We start from the raw sequence: 21,626 nt of genomic DNA on the forward strand, positions 1-21,626 counted from the left end.
CTCTCTGATGGAAAGGCATAGCCGCGCCCATGCGGGTGTTGTGCGGGTGTCCGTGCCGGGGGGCGACGCCCTGACGCACCCGCCCTACGATGGGAGGGGCGGGCCGCCACAAGCGGCAGCCCCGGACGACCACACGATCCCTGAGGAGAGCCGCGACGTGAGCGAGCAGCAGCGCCCCGAAGCCGAGGACGCCTTCGTGTTCACCCCGCGCAAGAACGGCCAGGCGCAGTCGGTCTCCGACGAGCTCACCGCGTGGATGCGCACCGGCTGGGCCGACACCGAGCGGCGCGACCTGGAGCCGATCGAGCAGGCCGGGCACACCGCGCGCCGCCGCTCCGCGATCGGGGCCGCCTTCCCCGGCGACCGGCTCGTCTTCCCGGCCGGTCGGCTCCTCACCCGCTCCAACGACACCGAGTACCCCTTCCGGGCGGCCACGGACTACGCCTACCTGACCGGTGACACCTCCGACGGCGGCTGCCTGGTGCTGAACCCGCGCTCCGACGGCGGGCACGAGGCGGTGCTCTACCTCAAGCCCCGCTCGAACCGCGACAACGGCGAGTTCTGGCTCGGTGCCTACGGCGAGCTGTGGACCGGCCGCCGCAACAGCCTGGGCGAGGCCGCCGACCTGCTGGGCGTGGCCACCGCGGACGTGCGCACCCTGCCCGGGGCGCTGCGCTCGGCGGCCGGGACCACTCGCATCGTGCGCGGCCACGACGCCGAGCTGGACGCGATCGTCGACGGGCTGCGCGCAGACGTCGACGAGGAGTCGTGTGCCAAGTCCGCTCGGCTCGACGAGGAGCTGGCGGTCGCGCTGGCCGACCACCGCCTGGTCAAGGACGAGTGGGAGGTCGCCCAGCTTCAGAAGGCCGTGGACTCCACCGTGCGAGGGTTCCACGACGTGGTGGGGGCGCTGCCGCGGGCCAAGGAGACCTCCGAGCGGTTCGTCGAGGGTACGTTCTTCCTGCGGGCGCGGGTGGAGGGCAACGACGTCGGCTACGGCACGATCGCCGCCTGCGGCCCCAACGCCACCACCCTGCACTGGATGCACAACGACGGGCCGGTGCGCGACGGCGAGCTGCTGCTGCTGGACGCGGGTGTGGAGACCACCACCCTCTACACCGCCGACGTCACCCGCACGATGCCGGTCTCGGGCACCTTCACCGCCCTCCAGCGCAGGGTCTACGACCTGGTGTACGCCGCGCAGGAGGCGGGGATCGCCGCCGTGGCCCCGGGGCGGCCGTTCACCGACTTCCACGAGGCCGCCCAGCGGGTGTTGGCCGAGGGGCTGATCGGGTGGGGGCTGCTGGAGGGGCCGGTCGACCGGGTCCTGGAGTTGGGGCTCCAGCGCCGCTACAGCCTGCACGGCACCGGCCACATGCTCGGCATGGATGTGCATGACTGCGCGGTTTCCCGCCAGGAGGTGCACCTGTACGGCGAGTTGAAGCCGGGCATGGTGCTCACGGTGGAACCGGGCCTGTATTTCCAGCCCGACGACCTCACCGTGCCCGAGGAGTACCGGGGTATCGGTGTGCGCATCGAGGACGACGTCCTGGTGACTGAGGAGGGCCGCCGGGTGATGTCGGCGGGGCTGCCGCGCTCGTCGGCCGACGTCGAGGCGTGGCTGGCCGAACGCGTGCCGCGCTAGCGGTCCCGGGGGCGCAGCACGTACCCGGTGTAGCCGTACTCGCCGCCGTGGTCGCGGCGCAGCGCGATCTCCGCGCGCGTGCCCGCCACGGCCTCGGCCATGCCGGGGACCGACAGGTCGGCCGCCTCGGTCCGGGCCGCGAGCGGATCGTAGTACTCGGCCCACCAGTCGGATTCGGGCTGGGTGCGCGCGGCCAGGACGCGGTAACCGGCCGCTTCGGCCAGGGCGGTGTTCTCCCGGCGGGTGCGCAGCGGGTAGGCGGCGTCCCAGAAGGCGCGGGCCTCGGGCGAGGGGGTGGCGGCGGTCCACTCGCACTCGGTCACGACGAGTGTTCCGCCGGGCGCGATGAGACGGCGCCAGGACCGCAGGGCGCGTGCGAACCCGATGGCGTAGGCCGCTCCCTCCGACAGGACGAGGTCGAAGTGCCCGTCCGGCCAGGGCGGGGCGTCCATGGACCGGTTCTCGGTGGTGATCCTCTCTTGGAGGCCGTCGCGGGCCGCCGCGGCGGTCAACGTGTCCAGGAACGGCTGGTGGGTGTCGACCGCGGTGACGCGGGCCCCGGCTTCGGCGGCGAGCAGCAGTGCCGAGCGCCCCGGCCCGCAGCCCAGGTCCAGTACCCGGGGTCGGTCGGGCAGCGGCCCGGCCAGGTCGAGCAGGCGGCGGGTGGTCTGCGCCGAGCCCGGCCCCTGCCGGGGCAGGTCGGCGTGCAGGGTGAGGAAGGCCGCCGTAGCCGCGTCACTGGATTCGGTCATCTGATCTCCCGGAGGGTAGCCCCGGCCTGCGGGGCGGGGAGGAATCCGCTCTCCCGCACGGCGGGACAGGCCAGGCCGGTTCGCCTTCGGGTGAACCGGCGTCGCCCAGAGTGGTTTCCAGTAGGTGGACGATCTCAGCGTTGAGTGGACGGCGGTCGCGTCTGGCCCGCTCAGCCAGGCGTGCGTGTAGTTCCGCGGGCAGGCGCAGCGAGATGCGCTTCTCATCTTCCCTGGCTCCAGAAGAGATGCGGCATGGTTCCACACGAATGCGTGACGGGCATCATGAAGACACCGCCGCAGCAGGAAAAGGATACCGGGCCCGCCCCGGTACACCTGTCGGCTGCGCGTGTCGTCTACCGCTCCACGGGCTCTGCCGGCCGAAGTGGGACCGGTGCCGGTGGGTGTGGAACCACTGCTTCGCCTCCTCCCGATCCGCCCATAAGGCCGGTGCCAAGTGTGCTCCGGCGATGCTGGACAAACAGCTCGCCGAGTGGCGCGCCGGCCAGAGCCGGCGGCGAACGCGGCCAGACCGGCCCCCACCATCCGGGCGGCAGCAGCGGTGCCGCAACCAGTGCGAGTTCGGCGGAGAACAGACGGACGAAGCCGGTCGGCGGGACCTTGCCCAGGAACGGGTGGACGCCCGAGGCCATGCCGTGCGGCCCTGGGGCGGTCTCCTCGTCGGCCTCGTGCTTGCCCCGCCCGGAGCCGGGGATGAGCGCGCCCGCGGTCAGGCGGATCGGCGCGTGGTGGAGCTTCGGGGCCGCCTTCCGGGCATGGACGTCTCTCGAACTGCGTCCATGCCCGTCGCTGCTCACGGACCGGAGAAACACTTCCTGTGGCGGCGTGGGGGAGTCGTGGTGTCCCCGTGGCGCCGCTCCGGCTCAGCCCTCGCCGGTGAAGGTGTTGTACTTGCCGGCCCGCTCCTGGCCGGAGAGACCGTGGATGGCGTCCATGATGTGGTCGGTGATCTCCCGGCGCGCCTTGCCCGGTGCCAGGTGGTCGTAGCCGGTGGAGAAGTCCAGCGGCTCGCCGAAGCGGACGGTGAAGTGGTGCGGGCGCGGCATCGAGGCACCGATCGGCTGCACCTTCTCGGTGCCCGACACCGCCACCGGCACCACGGGAGCCTTGGACTCCAGCGCAAGGTGGGCCACGCCGGTGCGGCCCCGGTACAGCCGCCCGTCGCGTGAGCGTGTGCCCTCGGGGTAGACCACGCACGCCTCGCCCTCCTGCAGCCGCTCCAGCATCAGGTCCAGCGAGGCCATGGCGTCGCGGGCGCTGGTTCGGCGTACGGGCACGGCACCCAGCGCCCCGAACAGGGCCTTGGCGGACCGCCCCTTGAGGCCGCTTCCCTCGAAGTAGTCGCTCTTGGCCAGGAACCTGACCCGGCGCGAGGTCACCGACAGTGGGATCACGACACTGTCGACGAAGGAGAGGTGGTTGCTGGCCAGCAGGACCGCCCCGGTGGCGGGGATGTTCTCCCGGCCCTCGACGGTCGGTCGGCACAGGGTCCGGGCGAGGACCGCCGCGGTCTGCCGCAGCGCACCGTAGAACACGGATTCTCCTTCACGATGTGGTGGGATGCCCACCACAATGTAAGGGCGACCCGCCGGTAACGCGGGAGGCAGGGGCCCTTTGTGCCCCACGTCACCCCCGGCTCAGCCGTCGCGGTGCCAGCCCGTGTTCGCCCCGCACACCACCAGGCACGGGTTCGCACCGGGGACCCGGCCCGCCAGCCACGCCGCGAACGGCACGGCCGCGGCGGGTTCGGTGGCGATCTTGAACTCCTCCCACAGGCGGTCCTGGGCGCGGGTGATCTCCCCGTCGTCGACCAGCGCGGACTCCGCCGGACGGCCGCTCAGCACCTCGAAGGGGACACGGCCCAGGGCCGGCGCGCCCAGCGCGGAGGCGGCGACCGAGTCGACCGGGCCGGTGACCGGCCGCCCGGCCGCCAGCGCCGCGTGCAGGCTCGCGCAGCCCCGCGGTTCGGCGCCGACCACGCGTCGGCCGCCTGCGCCCAGGAGCACGCCCGCCACCAGCCCGCCGCCGCCCACGGCCACGGCCACGGTGTCGCACTCGGGCGCGTCGGCGGCGATCTCCAGGCCGATGGTGCCCTGGCCCGCCACGATGAGGGGGTCGTCGAAGGCGTGCAGGTAGCGTACCCCCTCGTGTTCGGCGCGGGCGCTGGCGACCCGGGCCGCCTCGGCGTAGCCCTCGCCCACCCGTACGATCTCGGCGCCCGTCGCGGCCAGAGCGGCGGCCTTGGCCCGGGGGACCGTCTCGGGTACGTAGACCGTGGCCCCGATCCCCAGGAGCCGGGCGGCCGTGGCCACCCCCAGCCCATGGTTGCCGCCGGAGGCGGTGATGACCCGCTGGGCGGGTGCGCCGCCGAGTAGAGCGTTGAGGGCGCCGCGCAGTTTGAACGCTCCCGTGCGCTGGAGGTGCTCCAGTTTCAGGGTGAGCGGCCTGCCGTCGACCTCGGCACGCAGGATCGGAGTGCGGCGGGCGTAGGGCGCGATGCGCTCAGCCGCGGCCCGCACGTCGGTGGCCGTGGGTGTGCGGGCCGTGTGTGCTGTAACGGGACTCATGTCCACCACTGTGCCGCCGTTTTCGGTTAACGTGAAGTTGGGTCTGCTAAAGATGGTGAAGCTCAGCTTTGTATCGGACCGTGTTCGGGGGTGGTGCCGGTGCTGGACGCCCACCGGCTGCGCGTCCTGGTGGAGGTCGCGCACGCCGGATCGATCGCCGCCGCCGCCCAGCGGCTCTCCTTCACCCCGCCCGCGCTGTCCCAGCAGCTCACCAAGCTCGAACGTGAGACGGGCTGCGTGCTCGTGGAGCGCGGCCGGACCGGTGCGACCCTCACCGAGGCAGGGCGGGTCCTGCTGGACTACGGCGAGCGGGTCCTGGGGGAGTTGCGCGACGCGGAGACCGCCGTCCGGGCCATCGCAGGCGAGCCGCCCCGGCGGCTGTCCCTGGGGGCGTTTGCCAGCGCGGGCAAGGTCCTGCTGCCACGGACCCTGGCGGCCTTCGGCCACGCTCACCCCCACGTGCGGCTGTCACTGTCCGACATCGAGCCGCCGGGCGGCTACGACCTGCTCACCTGTGCCGAACTCGACCTGCTCGTCACCCACCGGTACCCGGGTGTGCCCCTGCCGCGCACGGGCGGACTGCACCGCGAACGCGTGCTCGTGGACCCACTGATGGCGGTGGCTCCCGAGGGCCACCCGATCACCGACCGGTCCCCGTCCTTGGTCGACCTGGCCGGAGAGGAGTGGATCTGCGGCGCTCCGGGCGTCCACGACCGGATCAGCCTGGACACCGCGGCCGCCGCGGCGGGGGTGCGGCTCAACGTGGTCTACGAGACCCGCGACTACGAGGTGGCGCTCGCCCTCATCGAATCGGGGGTGGGCGTGGCGCTCATCCCGAGCAGCATCCTCGGTGCGGCCCGTACGGGGGCTTGGGTGAGCCGCCCCCTGCACGGGGCGCGTCTGGCCAGGGAGATCTTCGCCGTCCACCGCCGGCGCCCCTCGGAACCGGTCTCGGCGATGGTGGCGACGCTGCACGAGACCGCGGCGCGCCTCACCGGGTCCGTGCCCCCGGCGGGCTCGGCGCGTTCCACCGGTAGCGCAGCGACAGGACCCGGACCGTGAAGCACACGAGCGCGCCGACGGCGGCGACCCAGCCGGCGCCGAACCCGAACACGTCCACGACCACCACGAACCCGGCGCCGAGCATCGCCGGGATGGCGTACAGGCGGGAGTCGGCGCTCAGCACCGTCGGCACCCGGTTGAGCAGCACGTCGCGGACCGTGCCGCCGCCGACCCCGGTGATGGCGCCCAGCAGGGTGGCCTGCAACGGCCCGAACCCCAGCTCCAGGGCCTTGGTCGCCCCGATCACCGCGAACAGGCTCAGCCCCGCCGCGTCGGAGACCAGGATCGCCTTGTTCAGGAGCCTGAGCCGGTGGCCGAGGAAGAACGCCACGGTGCCCCCGGCCAGCGCGGTCACCAGGTAGCGCCAGTCCTGGAACGTCGCCGGGGTCACGCCGAGCAGTACGTCGCGGATGATGCCGCCGCCGATGGCGGTGACCACGGCCAGCGACATGACACCGACGATGTCCACACGCGTGGTGCGGATGCCGGTCAGGGCTCCGTCGAGGGCGAACGCGAACACGCCGACGAGGTCGAGGACGAGGATGATGGTCTGGGTGGACATGCCGGTGCGCCGGGGCGGCGGTCCCTTCGTGTTCGACGGCGGAGCGCACCACAGTCAAACACGGCCGCCGACCGTTCCCGCACGTCAGCGGTGTGAGTCCGGACACCGGGCGGCACCCCGGCGTGTCGGCCCCGCGCGGGCCCGCGCCGGGGGCGACGATCGCGGGGAGCACCGGAGACTGGGAAGGCGGAGGGCCCTATGGAGCACGTCGACGTGATCGTCATCGGTATGGGACCGGGAGGCGAGACCGTCGCCTCCCGGCTGCTGGACGCGGGGCGCAGGGTCGCCGTGGCCGAGCACGCCCTCATCGGTGGCGAGTGCGCCTACTACGCCTGCATCCCCTCCAAGGTGCTGCTGCGCACGCCCGAGGCACGCGGCGAGGCCGGGGGCGCCGCCGGGCTGGAGCGGCCAGCGGTGGACTGGCCGGCCCTGCGCGCCCGCCGTGACCGGATGGTCCGCCACCTCGACGACACCGCGCAGGCCGACGGCTACCGCGACCGCGGCGCCCTGCTGCTGCGCGGACGGGCCCGTGTCACCGGGCGCGACCCCTGGCGGGTGCGGGTCGGGGAGAGCGAGGTCTGCGCCGACCACGTCGTCGTGGCCACCGGATCGCGGCCGGTGCGTCCGCCCGTGGAGGGCCTGGACGCCCTGGGGCCGGACCGGGTGTGGACCAACCGGGAGGCCACCACGCTCACCGACCTGCCCGGCAGCGCCCTGGTGGTCGGCGGGGGAGCGGTCGGTATCGAACTGGGCCACTTCCTCGGCGCGATGGGGACCCGCGTCACCCTCCTCCAGCGCGGCCCGCGCCTGCTCGACCGAGAGGACCCGCGGCTGTGCGCGCTGGTCGGGCAGGCCTTCGCCCGCAACGGGGTGGAGGTGCGGGTGGGTACCGAACTGCGGTCGGTGGTCCCGGACGGGGCGGGTGTGCGCGCCGTGCTCGGCGACGGCACCGTGGTCCGATCCGACGTCGTCGTGCTCGGAGCGGGCCGCCGCCCCGCCGCCGACGGGCTCGGGCTGCCCGAGGCAGGGGTCGACCTGGAGGGGACGGCCCTGCCCGTGGACGAGTACTGCCGCGCCGCGCCCGGGCTGTGGGGGGTCGGCGACGCGACGGGCCGGGCGATGTTCACCCACGTGGCCAAGTACCAGGGCAGGGTCGTGGCCGACAACATCCTGGGGCGCGAGCGTGCCGCCGACTACACGGCGGTACCCCGCGTGGTGTTCTGCGATCCGGAGGCCGCCGCCGTGGGCCTGACCGCGCGGCAGGCCCGCGACCGGGGCATCGACACCGCCGTCGCCGAGGTGGACGTGCCGGAGAACACGGCGCGCCCCTGGACCTACACCGCCGACCCCGAGGGTGCGCTCGCACTGGTCGCCGACCGGGGCCGCGGTGTCCTGGTGGGGGCGTGGGCGCACGGCCCCCTGGCCTCGGAGTGGATCCACACCGCGGCCCTGGCCATCCGGGCGCGGGTGCCGGTCGCGGTGCTGGCCGAGTCGGTCCCCCAGTTCCCCACCTTCAACGAGGCCTACCTGGCTGCCCTGGAGACGTTGGGGAGGTGAGGGGCACGCTCAGGCGGCGTCGGTGCGTCCCGTTCTGCGTCCGGTGCGGGTGAACACGCCGTGCAGCCGTACGTCCGCCGCGTCCACGCCCGCCTCCAGTGCCGCCAGCCACGCCGCTCCGCCCGCGGAGCAGCCCGCCGGGAGGATCCGCGACCCGGCGGTGCCCAGCGCGAGTTTGCGGGTGAGGGCGGTGCGCACGGGTTCGGAGTGGGTGAGGACCCCGCCGGCCAGCACGACGGGCAGCCGTTCACCGGGGGTGCGGACCTGGTGCACCGTGTGCGCTAGGTGGCCGGCCGCCGCCTCCACGATCACCGCTGCCGCCGGGTCGTCCAGCGCGTACGCTTCGCTGACCAGCGGTGCCAGTGCGGCCAGCGCCACCGGGGGGCCCTCGGTCAGTGTCCGCGCGAAGTTGCGGGCGTGCTCCTCGGGCCAGTGGTCCTCCCCTTCCGCGGGGCGCTGCCCGGGGATCACCCGCTTGGCTACGGCCGCGCCCAGCGGGCTGAGGTCGCTGCCCCGGGACAGTTGCCGTGTCGTCTCCTTGGCCGCCTGGTGGCCGATCCAGAAGGCCGAGCCGTCGTCGCCGATCAACCAGCCCATGCCGTCGGCCGACCTGACGCGGCGGCGCCCGCCGATACGGGTGGCGATCGCCCCGGTGCCGGCGATGAGCACGGTGCCGTCCGGGTCCGGCGTTCCCGCGGCGAAGGCCGTCTCGTCGTCGCCGGTGAACACGGCCCGCTCCGGGGCCAGGCCTGCTTCGGCCAGGGCGCCCTCCATCCGTGCGCGCACGTCCGGGTCGCGTAGGGCCGAGATCCCCGCCAGGCCGACGACAGCTCGGACGACGGCGGCGCGCGACCGCCGTCCGGCCTGGTCCAGCGCGCCGCCGAGTGCCTCGGCGAGCTGCGCGGCGGCCTGGATGGCGCCGTGGGTGCCGGGGTTGGATCCGCCCGCCCACGACTCGCCCAGACGTTCGCCGGTGGGCGCGGCCACGATCGCGCGCGTGGTGGAGCCGCCCGCGTCCACCCCGACCACGAGCCGGTCGGTATCGCGCGGGGTGCCTGGGCGGTGGGAGTGCATGGAATGAGTCACATCATGAGCGTCCCCCCGCGCGCCCGGGGCTACTCCTTCCCCGGGGCCGCGCGGTGCGCCGCGGAAATTCGGTGGCGGCCGGGGCTGCTCTCCTGTTGGGTGGATCCATGGCGAACGACCCTAGTTCAGAACAGGCCTCGGCGGTGTGGACCGTGCGCGGTATCGAACCCGACGAACTCCCTGACCTGGCCGCGGTGGTCGGGGAGGCTCTGCTGTCCTCCGGTGATCCCCGGGAGTGGGCGGACCGCTTCCGGCCGATGGCCGAGGCTGCCGGATACGACCGGTTCCTGGTGGCCGTCGGGGGCGATCGTATCGTCGGCACGGCTGGGTCGTTCGACTTCGAGATGGCCATGCCGGGCGGTCCGCGCCCGGTCGCGGGTGTGACCGTCGTGGGCGTGTGGCCCACCTGCCGGCGGCGGGGCGTGCTCACCGCCATGATGCGCCACCAGTTGCGCGACCTGCACCGCAGGGGCGAGCCGCTCGCCGCGCTGTGGGCCTCCGAAGGCGGTATCTACGGCCGGTTCGGCTATGGCGCGGCATCGGTGGAGACGGGTCTGACCGTGCCGCACTCCGCCGCGGTACTGCGCCCCGACGCCCCCCGCGACCCGGCCCTGCGCGTCTTCCTCGGTGATCCCGGCGAGGTCCGTGAGGAGATCGCGCGGGTGTTCGACGCGGCCGTCGCCGAGCGGCCCGGCCGCTACCGGCGCGACGGCCGCTGGTGGGACCGCGTCCTGGACGACCGGCCCGAGACACGTGGCGGCTTCGGCCCCCTGCGTGCGGTCGTGGTCTCCGGCGGTGGCGGCCCGCGCGGCTACGCACTGTACCGGATCAAGGGGGAGCCCTCACTGACGGGCTGGGAGAGTGAACTGCGCGTCCAGGAGCTGGTGGCCGCCGACCCGGCTGCCCGTGTCGCCCTGTACGAGCACGTGTTCGCCCGGGACCTCGTCGCGCGGATCATCTTCGAGCACACCGCCGTGGACGACCCGCTGTGGTCCCTGCTGGCCGACCGGCAGCGGATCCACGCGGCTCCGGGCACCGCCCTGTGGGTGCGCCTGGTGGACGTACCCGCGGCCCTGGCCGAACGCTCCTACGCCGCGCCGGTCGACACCGTGGTGGAGGTCGCAGACCGCCACGCGCCGTGGAACGCCGGCCGCTGGCACCTCAGGGCCGACGGCGGCGGCGCCTCGGTGGAGGCCACCGGCGCCGCCCCGGACCTGGTGCTGGACGCCTCCCACCTGGGTGCCGCGTTCCTGGGCCAGCACACCCTGGCCGCCCATGTGGCGGCGGGCCTGGTCGACGAGCGTACGCCGGGGGCGGCCGTGTCGCTGGACACCGCGCTGCGCGTGCCCCACGCGCCCCTGTGCGGGACGATCTTCTAGCGCAGGGCCCTCACCAGCCGGTCCACGTCGGACTCGTCGTTGTACAGGTGGAAGGAGGCGCGCAGCCGTCCGTCGCGCTCGGCTGTGGCGATGCCCGCCGCGCGCACGCGTTCGGCCGTCTCGGGCCCCACCTTCAGGGAGACGATGGCCGATCCGGCCGGCTCCAGCCCCATCGCGGTGCGCAGCCGGTCGCCCAGCGCGGCGTTGTGCGCGCCGATGGTCGGCACCCCCACCTCCTCGAGGAGTTCCAGGGCCGGGGCCAGACCGATCCAGGCCGACCACACCGGGCCCAGGTCCAGGCGGCGGGCGTCCTCGGCGAGGGCGTGCGGACCGCCGTAGAGGGACTCCCAGGGCCGCGCGCAGGCGAAGGGGTTGGGCGCCAGGGGGCGGAGCGTGTCCAGGGCCTCGGGGGTGGCGGTCAGGTAGGCGCCGCCGCGCGGGCCCAGCAGCCACTTGAAGGTGCTGCACACGGTGAAGTCGACGCGGTCGGCCGGAACCGGGAGCCAACCGGCGGACTGGGTGGTGTCCAGCATCAGCCGGGCGCCGTGGTCGGCGCACGCCGTCACCAGGTCGTCCACGGGGGCGACGGCGCCGTTGGAGGACTGGACCGCGGACACGGCGACCAGGTCGGTGCCGGGGCCGACCTGGTCGGGAAGCCGTTCCAGCGGGACCTGTTCGACGGTGAGCCGGCCGTCGGCCATGAGGGGGTGGACCGCCGATCCGTACTCCCCCTCGGCGGTGAGGACCCGCGCGCCCTCGGGCAGGGACCGGGCGATGGTCCCCACGAATTGGGAGGTGTGGGTGCCGGCCGCGACCAGGCTCGCGGGGACGCCCGCGAGCCGGGCGTAGGCGGAGCGGGCCGCCTCGATGTCGGCGTTGGCATCGACGGCCTGGAACCGGCCCGAGGCCACCTCGTCGGTGTGTCTTCGCAGAGCCAGGACCGCGCGGCGGGGCAGGAGGCCGTGGGTCGCGGTGTTGAGGTAGACCCCCTCGGGGGCGAACTGCTTGCGAGCGGTGTGCGGTCGGCTGGTGTCGTCCATGGCCCCGATGCTGTCGGAGTCCGCAGGCCGCCTCAAGGTCCATTCGGGGCCCGAATCGGGGTCCAGTCGTTCGGTCTCGCACGTCACGCGACGGGTTTGGCCCTGCGCATCGATGGCTGTCCAACATTCGTTGTACGATTGAGGGTATGAGTACCGGATTTCGACCCACCGAAGCGGACGCACAGCTCATCGAATGTCTGAAAGGCCCTGGGGAGTCCACCAGCGAGCTGATTCGACGCGGGCTGCGGTCCCTGGCCAGAGAGGAGCAGCGACGCAGAGCCCACGAGGACATGGCTCGCATCGCCGCTTCTGGCGAGAATCCCGCCGATGAACCGGACGAATGGGAGTACACGGAGGACGGCCGTATCCGCATCGTTGGCACGGACACGATCGTCAACGCGCGCCCGGAGGAGACCCGTTGATCCGAGGCGCCGCCTACCCGATCGAACTGGGGGACGCCAAGCGTGGACACGAGCAGCGCGGGCGTCGCCTGGGCATCGTCGTCAGCGACGGTCCGCGTATATGGTCCACAGTGACCGTCGTCCCCACGTCGACCAGTGCCCAGTCCGCGCTGTTCAGACCTCGATTGCACATCGCTGGGCGCGACACTCTGGCCCTCACGGACCAGGTACGGACCATTGACACCAGCTATGTGCTCGGTGACCCGGCTGGCTATCTGGACCACACCGACATGGCACAGGTGGAGTACGCGTTGGGTCTGTGGCTGGGCCTGAGCGTCGACGTGGGTTTCTGACGCGGGCGCGTCGAAGGGGGGGCGTCAGTCCCGGGCTCCCAGGGCGCGCAGCAGGTAGGGGAGCAGACGGTCGGCCATGTCCGCGCTCGGGGTGGTGCCGGGCACGTGGGGGACGAGGTAGGTGTGCGTGGTCATCGGCCCGATCACCATCTCCCCGACGACCGCGGGGTCGGCCACCGGTTCGATCTCGCCGCGCGCGGCGGAGCGCTCCAGCAGCGCGGCGACCCGGTTCCGCAGGGGCACGATGTAGGCCTCGAACAGCACGTCGGCCAGTGCCTGGTTGTGCGCGGCCTCCCCGATGACGGCGCGGACCAACTGCCCCGAGGGGCTGTCGAGGGCACGGGCCTTGTCGTGCAGCAGGCGGGACAGGTCCGAGCGCAGGCTCCCGGTGTCCTCGTCCGGCCCCAGGTCCTCGATCCAGGCCTGGGCGGCCCCCACCACCAGGTGCTCCTTGGACCTCCAGCGGCGGTAGAGGGTGGCCGTGGAGACTCCCGCCCTCTTGGCTACCGCGGCGGTGGTCAGTCCGCTGTATCCGTGGAGGCGGAGTTCGGTCAGGGTGGCGTCCATCAGCGCGCGGTCCCGGGCCGCGTCCCGCGGCCGCCCCCGGGCGGGGGCAGGGGCGGACACGTCCGGCAGATGGTCCGTGGTCATGCCAGGAATCCTATGCCAGCCGCTGTTTCCGGAGCGTGTCCGGACGCGGTGCCCGCCTCCGCGCGGAGAGGAGAGGGGGTGCGCGGGGGTTCCCTCCGGCGGCGCCCCACCCCTATGGAAACGAAACGCTTTCGTTTACCATCGGGCCATGTCGAAGACCCACACCTGCAGCGAAGACGCCGTCGCCGACATCCCCAAGATCGTCGGCGGCCTGCGCGCCGCGTTCGCCGACGGCCGCACCAAGCCGGTCGCCTGGCGCCGCGAACAACTGCGCGCCATGCGGCGCCTGCTCACCGAGGAGCGGCCCGTACTGGAGCAGGCGCTCAAGGACGACCTGGGCAAGAGCCCGGTCGAGGCGCACACCACCGAGATCGGCTTCGTCCTCAACGAGATCGACCACACCCTGAGACACCTGAAGTCCTGGCTGCGCCCCCAGCGGGTCTCCGTCCCCGTGGCGCTGGCCCCGGCCAGGGCCCGCAAGGTGCGCGAACCCCTCGGCACCGTGATGATCATCGCGCCGTGGAACTACCCGCTGAACCTGGCCCTGGCACCGCTGGTCGGCGCCATCGCGGCGGGCAACACCGCCCTGGTCAAGCCCAGCGAACTCGCTCCGGCCACCGCCGCCGCCCTGGCCGAGCTGGTTCCGCGCTACCTCGACACCGAGGCGGTCGCGGTGGTCCAGGGCGGTATCCCCGAGAGCACCGCCCTGCTGGAGCAGCGCTTCGACCACATCTTCTACACCGGCAACGGCGCGGTGGCGCGCCTGGTCATGGCCGCCGCCGTCAAGCACCTCACCCCCGTCACCCTCGAACTGGGCGGCAAGAGCCCCGCGATCGTCGAACCCGGCGCCGACCCGGCCGCGACCGCGCGGCGCCTGGCCTGGGGCAAGTTCACCAACGCCGGACAGACCTGCGTGGCCCCCGACTACGTCCTGGCCGTCGGCGACAGCGCCGAGGCGCTGGAGCGCGAACTGGCCGCGGCCGTCACCGAGATGTTCGGCGACGACCCCCAAGCCAGCCCCGACTTCGGCCGTATCGTCAACGAACGCCACTTCGACCGGCTCACCGCCCTGCTGGACTCGGGTACCGCGGTGGTCGGGGGCGAGTACGACCGCGACGGCCTCTACATCGCCCCGACGGTCCTGGACGGGGTGGACCCCGGCGCGCCCGTCATGGCCGAGGAGATCTTCGGTCCCGTCCTGCCGGTCATCCGTGTCCCCGACCTGGACGCCGCCATCGCCTTCGTCAACGAGCGCGACAAGCCCCTGGCGCTGTACGCCTTCACCGGGTCCGCCGAGACCAAGCGCCGCCTGACCACGGAGACCTCCTCGGGGGGCCTGGCCTTCGGCCTGCCGGTCGCCCACCTGGCCGTGCCGGGCCTGCCCTTCGGCGGGGTCGGCGAGAGCGGTATGGGCGCCTACCACTCCGAGGCCTCGATCGACACCTTCTCGCACACCAAGTCGGTGCTCGACAAGTCCCTGGTGCCGGACACCATGCGGCTGGCCTACGCGCCGGTCACCGGATTCAAGGAGCGGCTCCTGCGCCGCGTGCTGTGATCCGGTCCGCGCTCACTGGGGCCGGGCGTCGGTGAACACGTCGCCCGGCTCCAGCATGGCGCCGAACATCTCCGAGACCGTCACGAAGTGGTACCCCTGCCGGTGCAGTTCCTTGAGCACCGGGGGCACCGCCCGCACGGACGGTGCGTGGATGTCGTGGAGCAGCACCACGCTGCCCGCGGTGCTCTTGTCCAGCGCACGACCGACGATCTCGTCGGTGTCGCGGCTGCGCCAGTCGATGGTGTCCACGTCCCACAGCAGGATGGGCAGGCCGGCGTGCTCGCGCACCGTCCCGTTCAGGGCGCCGTAGGGCGGGCGCAGGGTGGGCGGGTCCGAACCGATGACCTCGCGCACCGCCCGGTTGGTCCGGCCCAGGTCGGCCTCGATCCCGGCGGCCGACATCGCGCTCAGGTCGTCGTGCTTCCACGTGTGGTTGCCCAGCTCGTGCCCCTCGGCGTCCATCCTCGCCACGGTTTCGGGGAACTCGCCCACCAGGGAGCCCAGGACGTAGAAGGTGGCCTTGGCGTCGAAGGCGGCGAGGCTGTCCAGGAGGCCCTCGGTGTGCTCGCCTGGACCGTCGTCGAAGGTCAGGGCCACGCACTTGAGCCGCAGGCAGTCCAGGGTGTCCTTCTCCGAGACGGGCCCGTCGGCGGACAGCCCCGGGGCGGGGCCCTCCAGAGCCGCGTCGCGTGCGTGGAAGCCCAGCGCGGACAGGATCCCCTCGGCTGTTTTGGCCTCCAGGGGCAGGACGACGTCGCTCACCCGGCCGGCACCCGGCAACTGCGTCGGGTCCAGGCGCACCGCCAGGCCTCCGGCGGTGCTGAAGGCCAGGTCCTCGAAGGGCGAGCCCTCCCACGCCTGGGCCGCCTCCGCCGCCCGCACGGGGTCGAGCAGGTCGGTGCCCTCGCCCCCGGGTGTCTCCGCGGGGGCGCCTCCGGGGGCGACCGCTCCCTCGGGGGAGGCGGTCTCCCTCGCGCTGCGCAGGGCGACCTCGCCGACGATCCCCGGAAGCTCCTCCAGGGACAGGCCGTAGCCGTCGAGCAGGGTGTCGGCGAGCACCAGGTGGGCGCGCTCGATGGCCGCCTCGCCGCGGAACAGCGACGTCCAAGGCAGCACGCCCCCGCTCTCAGCGTCGTACCACAGTGTGGTGGCCTCCTCGTGGTCGCGAATCCCCGCGGAGGAGACCGCGGTGAGGCGGACCCCGACCACGTCGGCGGAGGCCGCCAGGAGTGCCGCGTCCTGCCGCAGCTCGGGTCGGCCCCTGCCGGTCAGCTCCTCCAGGAACGCGGTCTGGCGGCGCGCCATCGCGGTGCGCACCTCCATGGTCAGCGGGTGGGCCTCGCCCAGGAGCGGGTAGCGGTAGCCCACCACGCTGTGGTCGGTGTCCACGGAGTGCTCGGCCACGTCGAGGCCGGGCACCTCGCCGATCGGCAGGCGGATCGCCTCGGCACGCGCCTCCTCCGGCGCGTCGGAGTGGCAGCCCGACGCCAGGAGAAGCAAGCCCAGGGCCGCGGCGGCGCGGGCGCGGAGTTCTCGTCTCAGTGAGGTCACAGACACGCTGGGACACTATCCGAAGAGCCATCCCATTACTACTCAACGCGACACGAAGAGCGCACCGTGTCATGAATGTCTGCGGCGGTGGGCCTGGACCACAGGGGCCGGAGTTGGCAGTGTGTGGGATGCCAGGTCCACCTCTCGACGAAGAGAGCATTCCATGCACACCGCCGCCCTTCCCGACACCGACGCCCTCGCCGACCGCGCCCGGGCCGCCCTGGAGCGCTGCGGGGTCGACCGGCTGCGCGAGCCGATCGGCGCGGCCGGAATGGCCCGGACCCCCATCACCGGCCAGCACCTGTTCCCGGTCGAGTTCGACACCCCCGCGTCCGCGGGGCGGGCCGTGGCCGCCGCCCGCGAGTGCTTCTCCTCGGTCTGGCGCGACACCCCCGCGCCCCAGCGGGGCGGGCTCGTCCGGCGCCTGGGGGAACTGCTGCGCGTGCACAAGGCCGACCTCGCCGAACTGGTGACGATCGAGGCGGGCAAGATCACGTCCGAGGCCCTCGGCGAGGTCCAGGAGATGATCGACATCTGCGACTTCGCCGTGGGGCTGTCCCGGCAGTTGTACGGGCGCACGATGCCCTCCGAACGGCCGGGCCACCGCCTCATGGAGACCTGGCACCCGCTGGGCGTGGCCGGGGTGATCACCGCGTTCAACTTCCCCGTGGCGGTGTGGTCGTGGAACACCTGTGTGGCGCTGGTCTGCGGGAACACGGTGGTGTGGAAGCCCTCGGAGGCGACCCCGCTCACCGCTCTGGCCTGCCACGCGCTGCTCATGCGTGCGGCGGCCGACACCGGGGCGCCCTCCGGCGTACACACGGTGGTGCTGGGCGGCCGCGAGGTCGGCGGGGCACTGGTGGACGACACCCGGGTGGCGCTGCTGTCGGCGACCGGGTCGGTGGCGATGGGGCGCCAGGTCGGCCCCCGTGTCGCGGCGCGGGTGGGGCGCTGCCTGCTGGAACTGGGCGGCAACAACGCCGCGGTGGTGGCGCCCTCGGCCGACCTGGACCTGGTGGTGCGCGGCAGTGTGTTCTCCGCGGCGGGGACCGCGGGCCAGCGCTGCACCTCGCTGCGCCGCCTGATCGTGCACGAGACGGTCGTCGACCGGGTCGCCGAGCGCCTCGTGGCCGCCTACACGCAGCTACGTGACCGTATCGGAGACCCCTTCGGGGAGTCGACCCTGGTGGGGCCGCTCATCACCCGACACGGGTACGAGGCCATGGTCGGGGCGCTGGAGCGGGCCGCGGCCGATGGCGGTGACGTCCTGGTCGGCGGGGGGCGCTGCCTGGAGGAGGCGGGTGCGGACGCCTACTACGTCGAGCCGGCGGTGGTGCGCATGCCCGGGCAGACGGAGGTCGTGCGTGAGGAGACCTTCGCCCCGATCCTGTACGTGATGTCCTACCGGACCCTGGACGAGGCGGTGGAACTGCACAACGGGGTGCCCCAGGGCCTCTCCTCGGCGATCTTCACCCGGGACCAGGCCGAGGCGGAGCTGTTCCTGTCCTCGGCCGGGTCGGACTGCGGGATCGTCAACGTCAACATCGGTACCTCGGGGGCGGAGATCGGCGGTGCCTTCGGCGGGGAGAAGGACACCGGCGGCGGCCGCGAGTCCGGCTCCGACGCCTGGAAGGCGTACATGCGGCGGGCGACCAACACGGTCAACTACGGCGGCGGGCTGCCGCTGGCCCAGGGTGTGCGCTTCCTTTGAGGTGCGCTTCCTCCCGAGCTTCTCAAGGGCCCGGGGCTCCTCGCGGGAGCACGCTGAGGCGAGGGTGCGCCGCTGCACGGCGACCCCCGGGCACAAACATTGTGCAAAATCATGTTGTGGACAACTGGTGAGTGCTACGCTGGCCGTGGGGCCGCACCGGACACGGGAGAGGGGAGCGGGCCATGGCCGACGGGCAGCGCGACGAGCACCTGGCACTGGAGAACCAGCTCTGCTTCTCCCTGTACGCGGCCTCACGGGCTCTGACCGGGCTCTACCGCGACCTTCTGGACGACCTGGGGCTCACCTACCCCCAGTACCTCGTCCTGCTGGCCCTCTGGGAGCGCGACGCGCTCACCGTCAAGGAGCTGGGCCGCGCCCTGCGCCTGGACTCGGGCACGCTCTCACCGCTCCTGCGCCGCCTGGAGCGCGCCGGACTCCTCGACAGGCGCCGCAGCGCCGCCGACGAGCGCGTCGTCGAGGTCACCCTGACCGAGGAGGGCGAGCGGATGCGCTCACGGGTGTGGGCGGTCCCCGGGCGTGTCCTGCACGCGGCCGGGCTGGACCCGCAGCAAGCCGGTGAGCTGCGGCGGGCGCTCGACCGTCTCACCGCGTCGGTGGGGTCCGCCCCCCGCGGCGGGCGCTCGCACTCCGGACCCGGCGGGCCCTGAACACCGTCGGCCGTATCCCGACCCCGGTGCCCCGCTGGGCGCCGGACCACACAGAAAGGCAGTCCATGGCTCTCGACATCCTGTACAACGCCCACGCCACCGTCACCGGTGAGGGGCGCGCCGGAACCGGCAAGACCGACGACGGCCGCCTGTCGGTCGACCTGTCCGTCCCCCGGGGGCTGGGCGGCGATGACGGCCCCGGCACCAACCCCGAGCAGCTCTTCGCGGTGGGCTACGCCGCCTGCTTCCACGGCGCCCTGAAGAAGGTCGCCCGCGGCGCCGGTGCCGACCTGGCCGGCTCCACCATCGACTCCCGTGTCGGCCTGGGCAAGGCCGAGGACGGCCTGTCCCTGGAGGTGGACCTGGTCGTCACGATCCCCGGGGCCGACCAGGCCAGGGCCGAGGAGCTCGTCGAGGCCGCCCACCAGGTGTGCCCCTACTCCCGGGCCACCCGCGGCAACATCGAGGTCAACCTCACCGTCAAGACGTCCTGACGCCGAGACGGAGCCGGGGGCGGGAGACGCACCGCGTCCCCCGCCCCCGGCGGTTCCCCTCCGACCTCAGGCCGCGGTGTCCAACAGCAGCAGCCGGTCCAGGATGTCCTGGAGGGTGACGAGCCCGCGCAGCACACCGTCCTCCTCCACCAGGGTCAGGTGGCTGCGGCTCTCCCGCATGACGCTCATCGCCGCGTACATCGGCGTGCTCGCCGGAAGGGTGAGCACTGGGCGCATCAGGTCGGCCGCCGTGGTCCCCGGCGGGCGGGTCAGGGCCTCGCGCACGTGCAGCACGCCCACCGGCTGCTCCTGGTCCACGACGACCAGGCGCAGGTGTGTGGAGGAGCGGGAGACGCGCTTGATCTCCTCCAGGTCGGCTTCGGGCGCCACCCACGCCATCTCCCCGCGCGGGGTGATGATCTCGCTCAGCGGCCGGGAGTTGACCTCCAGCGCCGTGGCGAGCTGGTCGCGGCGCTCGGAGTCCAGGGCCCCGGCCTTGACCGAGTGCTCCACCAGTTCGCGCACCGAGTCGGGGTCGTGCCCCGCCGACACCTCGTCCACGGCCTCCACGCCGAACCGGTGCAGGAACCAGTTGGTCACCCCGTTGAGGGTGACCAGCAGGGGCCGGGTGAACCACATGAACGCCTGCATCGGGATCGACAGCAGTGTCGCCGACTTCTCGGGGTGCGAGATCGCCCACGATTTGGGCGCCATCTCACCCACCACCAGGTGCAGGAACGTCACGACCGTCAGGGCGAGCACGAACGAGACCGTCGAGGCCACCGCGTGCGGCAGCCCCGAGAACAGCGGCTCCAGCAGGTGGTGCACGGCGGGCTTGGAGATCGCCCCCAGAGCCAGCGTGCACAGGGTAATGCCCAGTTGCGAACCGGCCAGCAGCAGTGACAGGTCGCGGGCGTTGCGCAGCGCGGCACGCGCTGACACGCTGTGCTCGGCCTGGGCCTCCAACCGGTAGCGGCGGGCCGCCACCAGAGCGAACTCGATCGCCACGAAGAACGCGCTCAGCGCGATGATGGCCGCGGTCAGGGCCAGGGCCACCCCCGGGTTCAGGTCGCTCATGCCCGCACCTCCCGGGACCGGGCACCCGCCGCCTCGTGCAGGCGCAGCTCCACGGTGTGCGGAACGTGCCGCTGCACGGAGTCGACGATCAGTGTCAGCTCCATGTCAGGGTCCTCCTCGTGGGCGCCGGCCGGCCGGGGCAGGGCGATGTCGACCCGGTCGCCCACGTCGGGCAGCCGGTGCAGCTCGTGGATGAGCAGGCCGCCCACGGTCTCGTAGTCGCCTTGGGGCAGGTCGTGGCCGAGCAGCCGCTCGGCCTCGTCCACGTGCAGGGCGCCCGGCACCATGTAGCCGCCCTCGTGCTCTAGGTGCGCCGGGGCCTCCTCGTCGGGAGAGTGCTCGTCGGCGATCTCCCCCACGAGCTCCTCGGCCAGGTCCTCGGTGGTGATCACCCCGGCCAGGCCGCCGTATTCGTCGAGCACGCAGGCGAACTCCTCGTCCGCCTCGCGCAGCCGGTCCAGCACCTCCGGCAGCGGCAGGGAGGTCGGGACCATGACGGTGGGCCGCGCCACCTCGCTGACCCTGATCGCGGCCAGGTCGTGCTCGCCCAGGGCCAGGACGTCGCGCAGGCAGATCACGCCCACGATGTCGTCCACGCCGTCTCCCAGCACCGGGAAGCGCGAGTGGTCCGAGGCCATCAGTTCGACAACCCGGCTGACCGGGTCGCCCTCCTCCACCGTCGCCACCTCCGGGCGCGGGATCATCGCGTGCCCGGCGGTGCGCTCGTGGAAGTCCAGGGTGCGGTCCAGCAGGGTGGACAGCTCCGCGGGCAGGTCGCCCTTCTCCCGGGACTCGGCGATGATGCTCTCCAGGTCGCGCGGGGTCGCCGCGTGCTGGACGTCCTCCAGCGGCGTGATCCGCACCGCCTTGAGCAGGACGATCGCTGCCTGGTCGAACAGCCAGATCACGGGGCCGAAGACCCGCAGGTAGACGTTGGTGGACAGGGCCAGCCAGCGGGCGACCGGCTCGGGGCGGGCGATCGCCAGGTTCTTGGGGAAGAGCTCGCCGAACACCATCTGCACCGCGGTCGAGAACAGCAGCGTGAAGACGGTGCCCACGGCCACACCGGTGGCCACGGGGATCCCGGTCAGCCCCAGCAGTTCACCGATGCCCCGGCCGATCATCGGCTCGGCCACGTAGCCGACCAGCAGGCCGGTCACGGTGATGCCCAACTGGGCCCCGGAGAGCATGAACGAGGTGCGGTCGGTGACCTTCTTGACCCGCCTCGCGACGGGGTCGCCCGTGGCGGCCCGGGCCCGGACACGGGAGCGGTCCACCGCCATGAAGCCGAACTCCTGGGCGACGAAGTAGCCGTTGGCGGCGATGATCACCAGGACCACCAGCAGGCCGACGGCGATACCGAGGACGGTGCTCATCGGGCACGCACCGCCCGTGTCCGCCGCGGGGCGGGGCTCCTGTACCGGTGCGCGCCCCTAGGAGAAGGGGGCTCGTCTGAGTCTGGGTCACAGCATCCGCGGGGGACGCTGTTGGTACTTC

At 73.1% G+C, this 21,626-nt stretch carries 21 protein-coding genes; 10 read left to right on the plus strand and 11 right to left on the minus strand.

Annotated elements, in window-relative coordinates; genetic code table 11:
• Positions 1–157 precede the first annotated feature (157 nt).
• Positions 158–1,645, plus strand: coding sequence for an aminopeptidase P family protein (locus B042_RS0118280; protein WP_028649539.1), 1,488 nt, complete (start codon positions 158–160; stop codon positions 1,643–1,645).
• On the opposite strand, the gene B042_RS23835 is transcribed toward B042_RS0118280, so the two are convergent.
• The 4 genes from B042_RS23835 to B042_RS0118295 form a co-directional block, all read right to left on the minus strand.
• On the minus strand, positions 1,642–2,397 hold the full coding sequence (locus tag B042_RS23835) for a cyclopropane-fatty-acyl-phospholipid synthase family protein (RefSeq protein WP_036555547.1): 756 nt from the start codon (positions 2,395–2,397) through the stop codon (positions 1,642–1,644). The two genes, B042_RS0118280 and B042_RS23835, sit on opposite strands and share 4 nt — an antisense overlap.
• A complete protein-coding gene (locus B042_RS27145) occupies positions 2,381–2,659 on the minus strand; it encodes an Arc family DNA-binding protein (protein ID WP_197024358.1) in 279 nt (92 codons plus the stop codon). The genes B042_RS23835 and B042_RS27145 overlap by 17 nt, the downstream gene beginning before the upstream one ends.
• A 619-nt stretch (positions 2,660–3,278) precedes the next feature.
• Positions 3,279–3,950, minus strand: coding sequence for a 1-acyl-sn-glycerol-3-phosphate acyltransferase (locus B042_RS0118290; protein ID WP_028649540.1), 672 nt, complete (start codon positions 3,948–3,950; stop codon positions 3,279–3,281).
• Between the two features lie 102 nt (positions 3,951–4,052).
• The gene (locus tag B042_RS0118295; protein WP_028649541.1) at positions 4,053–4,982 is read right to left on the minus strand and encodes a serine/threonine dehydratase; all 930 of its coding nucleotides are present in this window, start codon (positions 4,980–4,982) and stop codon (positions 4,053–4,055) included.
• A 99-nt stretch (positions 4,983–5,081) separates the two neighbouring features.
• On the opposite strand from B042_RS0118295, the gene B042_RS0118300 reads away from it, so the two are divergent.
• Positions 5,082–6,044, plus strand: a complete 963-nt coding sequence (locus B042_RS0118300; protein ID WP_028649542.1) for a LysR family transcriptional regulator — start codon at positions 5,082–5,084, stop codon at positions 6,042–6,044.
• Here the strand turns inward: B042_RS0118300 and B042_RS0118305 are convergent.
• Positions 5,974–6,606, minus strand: coding sequence for a trimeric intracellular cation channel family protein (locus B042_RS0118305; protein ID WP_028649543.1), 633 nt, complete (start codon positions 6,604–6,606; stop codon positions 5,974–5,976). The two genes, B042_RS0118300 and B042_RS0118305, sit on opposite strands and share 71 nt — an antisense overlap.
• A 198-nt stretch (positions 6,607–6,804) precedes the next feature.
• On the opposite strand from B042_RS0118305, the gene B042_RS0118310 reads away from it, so the two are divergent.
• On the plus strand, positions 6,805–8,163 hold the full coding sequence (locus tag B042_RS0118310) for an NAD(P)/FAD-dependent oxidoreductase (RefSeq protein ID WP_028649544.1): 1,359 nt from the start codon (positions 6,805–6,807) through the stop codon (positions 8,161–8,163).
• Positions 8,164–8,172: 9 nt separating this feature from the next.
• Here B042_RS0118310 and B042_RS0118315 read toward each other — a convergent pair whose 3' ends face one another.
• Positions 8,173–9,183, minus strand: coding sequence for an N-acetylglucosamine kinase (locus tag B042_RS0118315; protein WP_028649545.1), 1,011 nt, complete (start codon positions 9,181–9,183; stop codon positions 8,173–8,175).
• Between the two features lie 173 nt (positions 9,184–9,356).
• Here B042_RS0118315 and B042_RS0118320 point away from each other — a divergent pair, with 173 nt between their 5' ends.
• A complete protein-coding gene (locus tag B042_RS0118320; protein ID WP_051415778.1) occupies positions 9,357–10,628 on the plus strand; it encodes a GNAT family N-acetyltransferase in 1,272 nt (423 codons plus the stop codon).
• Here the strand turns inward: B042_RS0118320 and B042_RS0118325 are convergent.
• On the minus strand, positions 10,625–11,668 hold the full coding sequence (locus B042_RS0118325; RefSeq protein ID WP_028649547.1) for an aminotransferase class V-fold PLP-dependent enzyme: 1,044 nt from the start codon (positions 11,666–11,668) through the stop codon (positions 10,625–10,627). The two genes, B042_RS0118320 and B042_RS0118325, sit on opposite strands and share 4 nt — an antisense overlap.
• A gap of 146 nt (positions 11,669–11,814) precedes the next feature.
• On the opposite strand from B042_RS0118325, the gene B042_RS25335 reads away from it, so the two are divergent.
• Together B042_RS25335 and B042_RS0118335 are read left to right on the plus strand one after the other, a co-directional pair.
• Positions 11,815–12,090 (plus strand): RuvA C-terminal domain-containing protein, encoded by a 276-nt coding sequence (locus tag B042_RS25335; protein WP_155989204.1) that lies wholly within the window; start codon positions 11,815–11,817, stop codon positions 12,088–12,090.
• Entirely contained in the window at positions 12,087–12,422 is a 336-nt protein-coding gene (locus tag B042_RS0118335; protein ID WP_028649548.1) for a type II toxin-antitoxin system PemK/MazF family toxin, read from the plus strand. The genes B042_RS25335 and B042_RS0118335 overlap by 4 nt, the downstream gene beginning before the upstream one ends.
• Positions 12,423–12,446: 24 nt before the next feature.
• Here the strand turns inward: B042_RS0118335 and B042_RS0118340 are convergent, their stop codons facing one another.
• The gene (locus tag B042_RS0118340; RefSeq protein ID WP_028649549.1) at positions 12,447–13,073 is read right to left on the minus strand and encodes a TetR/AcrR family transcriptional regulator; all 627 of its coding nucleotides are present in this window, start codon (positions 13,071–13,073) and stop codon (positions 12,447–12,449) included.
• A 148-nt stretch (positions 13,074–13,221) separates the two neighbouring features.
• On the opposite strand from B042_RS0118340, the gene B042_RS0118345 reads away from it, so the two are divergent.
• A complete protein-coding gene (locus B042_RS0118345; RefSeq protein ID WP_028649550.1) occupies positions 13,222–14,628 on the plus strand; it encodes an aldehyde dehydrogenase family protein in 1,407 nt (468 codons plus the stop codon).
• Between the two features lie 12 nt (positions 14,629–14,640).
• On the opposite strand, the gene B042_RS0118350 is transcribed toward B042_RS0118345, so the two are convergent.
• Positions 14,641–16,185 (minus strand): polysaccharide deacetylase family protein, encoded by a 1,545-nt coding sequence (locus B042_RS0118350; protein WP_028649551.1) that lies wholly within the window; start codon positions 16,183–16,185, stop codon positions 14,641–14,643.
• A 157-nt stretch (positions 16,186–16,342) separates the two neighbouring features.
• Here B042_RS0118350 and B042_RS0118355 point away from each other — a divergent pair, with 157 nt between their 5' ends.
• From B042_RS0118355 to B042_RS0118365, 3 genes are all read left to right on the plus strand, one after another.
• Positions 16,343–17,890 carry an aldehyde dehydrogenase family protein gene (locus tag B042_RS0118355; RefSeq protein WP_028649552.1) on the plus strand — a complete coding sequence of 516 codons (1,548 nt, stop codon included), beginning with the start codon at positions 16,343–16,345 and terminating at the stop codon, positions 17,888–17,890.
• Positions 17,891–18,072: 182 nt separating this feature from the next.
• Positions 18,073–18,558: a MarR family winged helix-turn-helix transcriptional regulator gene (locus B042_RS0118360; RefSeq protein WP_028649553.1), complete on the plus strand. Its 486-nt coding sequence runs from the start codon at positions 18,073–18,075 to the stop codon at positions 18,556–18,558.
• Positions 18,559–18,623: 65 nt separating this feature from the next.
• The gene (locus B042_RS0118365; RefSeq protein WP_028649554.1) at positions 18,624–19,052 is read left to right on the plus strand and encodes an organic hydroperoxide resistance protein; all 429 of its coding nucleotides are present in this window, start codon (positions 18,624–18,626) and stop codon (positions 19,050–19,052) included.
• A 66-nt stretch (positions 19,053–19,118) separates the two neighbouring features.
• Here B042_RS0118365 and B042_RS0118370 read toward each other — a convergent pair whose 3' ends face one another.
• Entirely contained in the window at positions 19,119–20,129 is a 1,011-nt protein-coding gene (locus B042_RS0118370; protein ID WP_028649555.1) for a hemolysin family protein, read from the minus strand.
• Positions 20,126–21,505: a hemolysin family protein gene (locus tag B042_RS0118375; protein WP_028649556.1), complete on the minus strand. Its 1,380-nt coding sequence runs from the start codon at positions 21,503–21,505 to the stop codon at positions 20,126–20,128. The genes B042_RS0118370 and B042_RS0118375 overlap by 4 nt, the downstream gene beginning before the upstream one ends.
• Positions 21,506–21,626: the final 121 nt, after the last annotated feature.

The sequence above is a fragment of the Nocardiopsis sp. CNT312 genome, from assembly GCF_000515115.1.
Classification (GTDB): Bacteria; Actinomycetota; Actinomycetes; order Streptosporangiales; family Streptosporangiaceae; genus Nocardiopsis.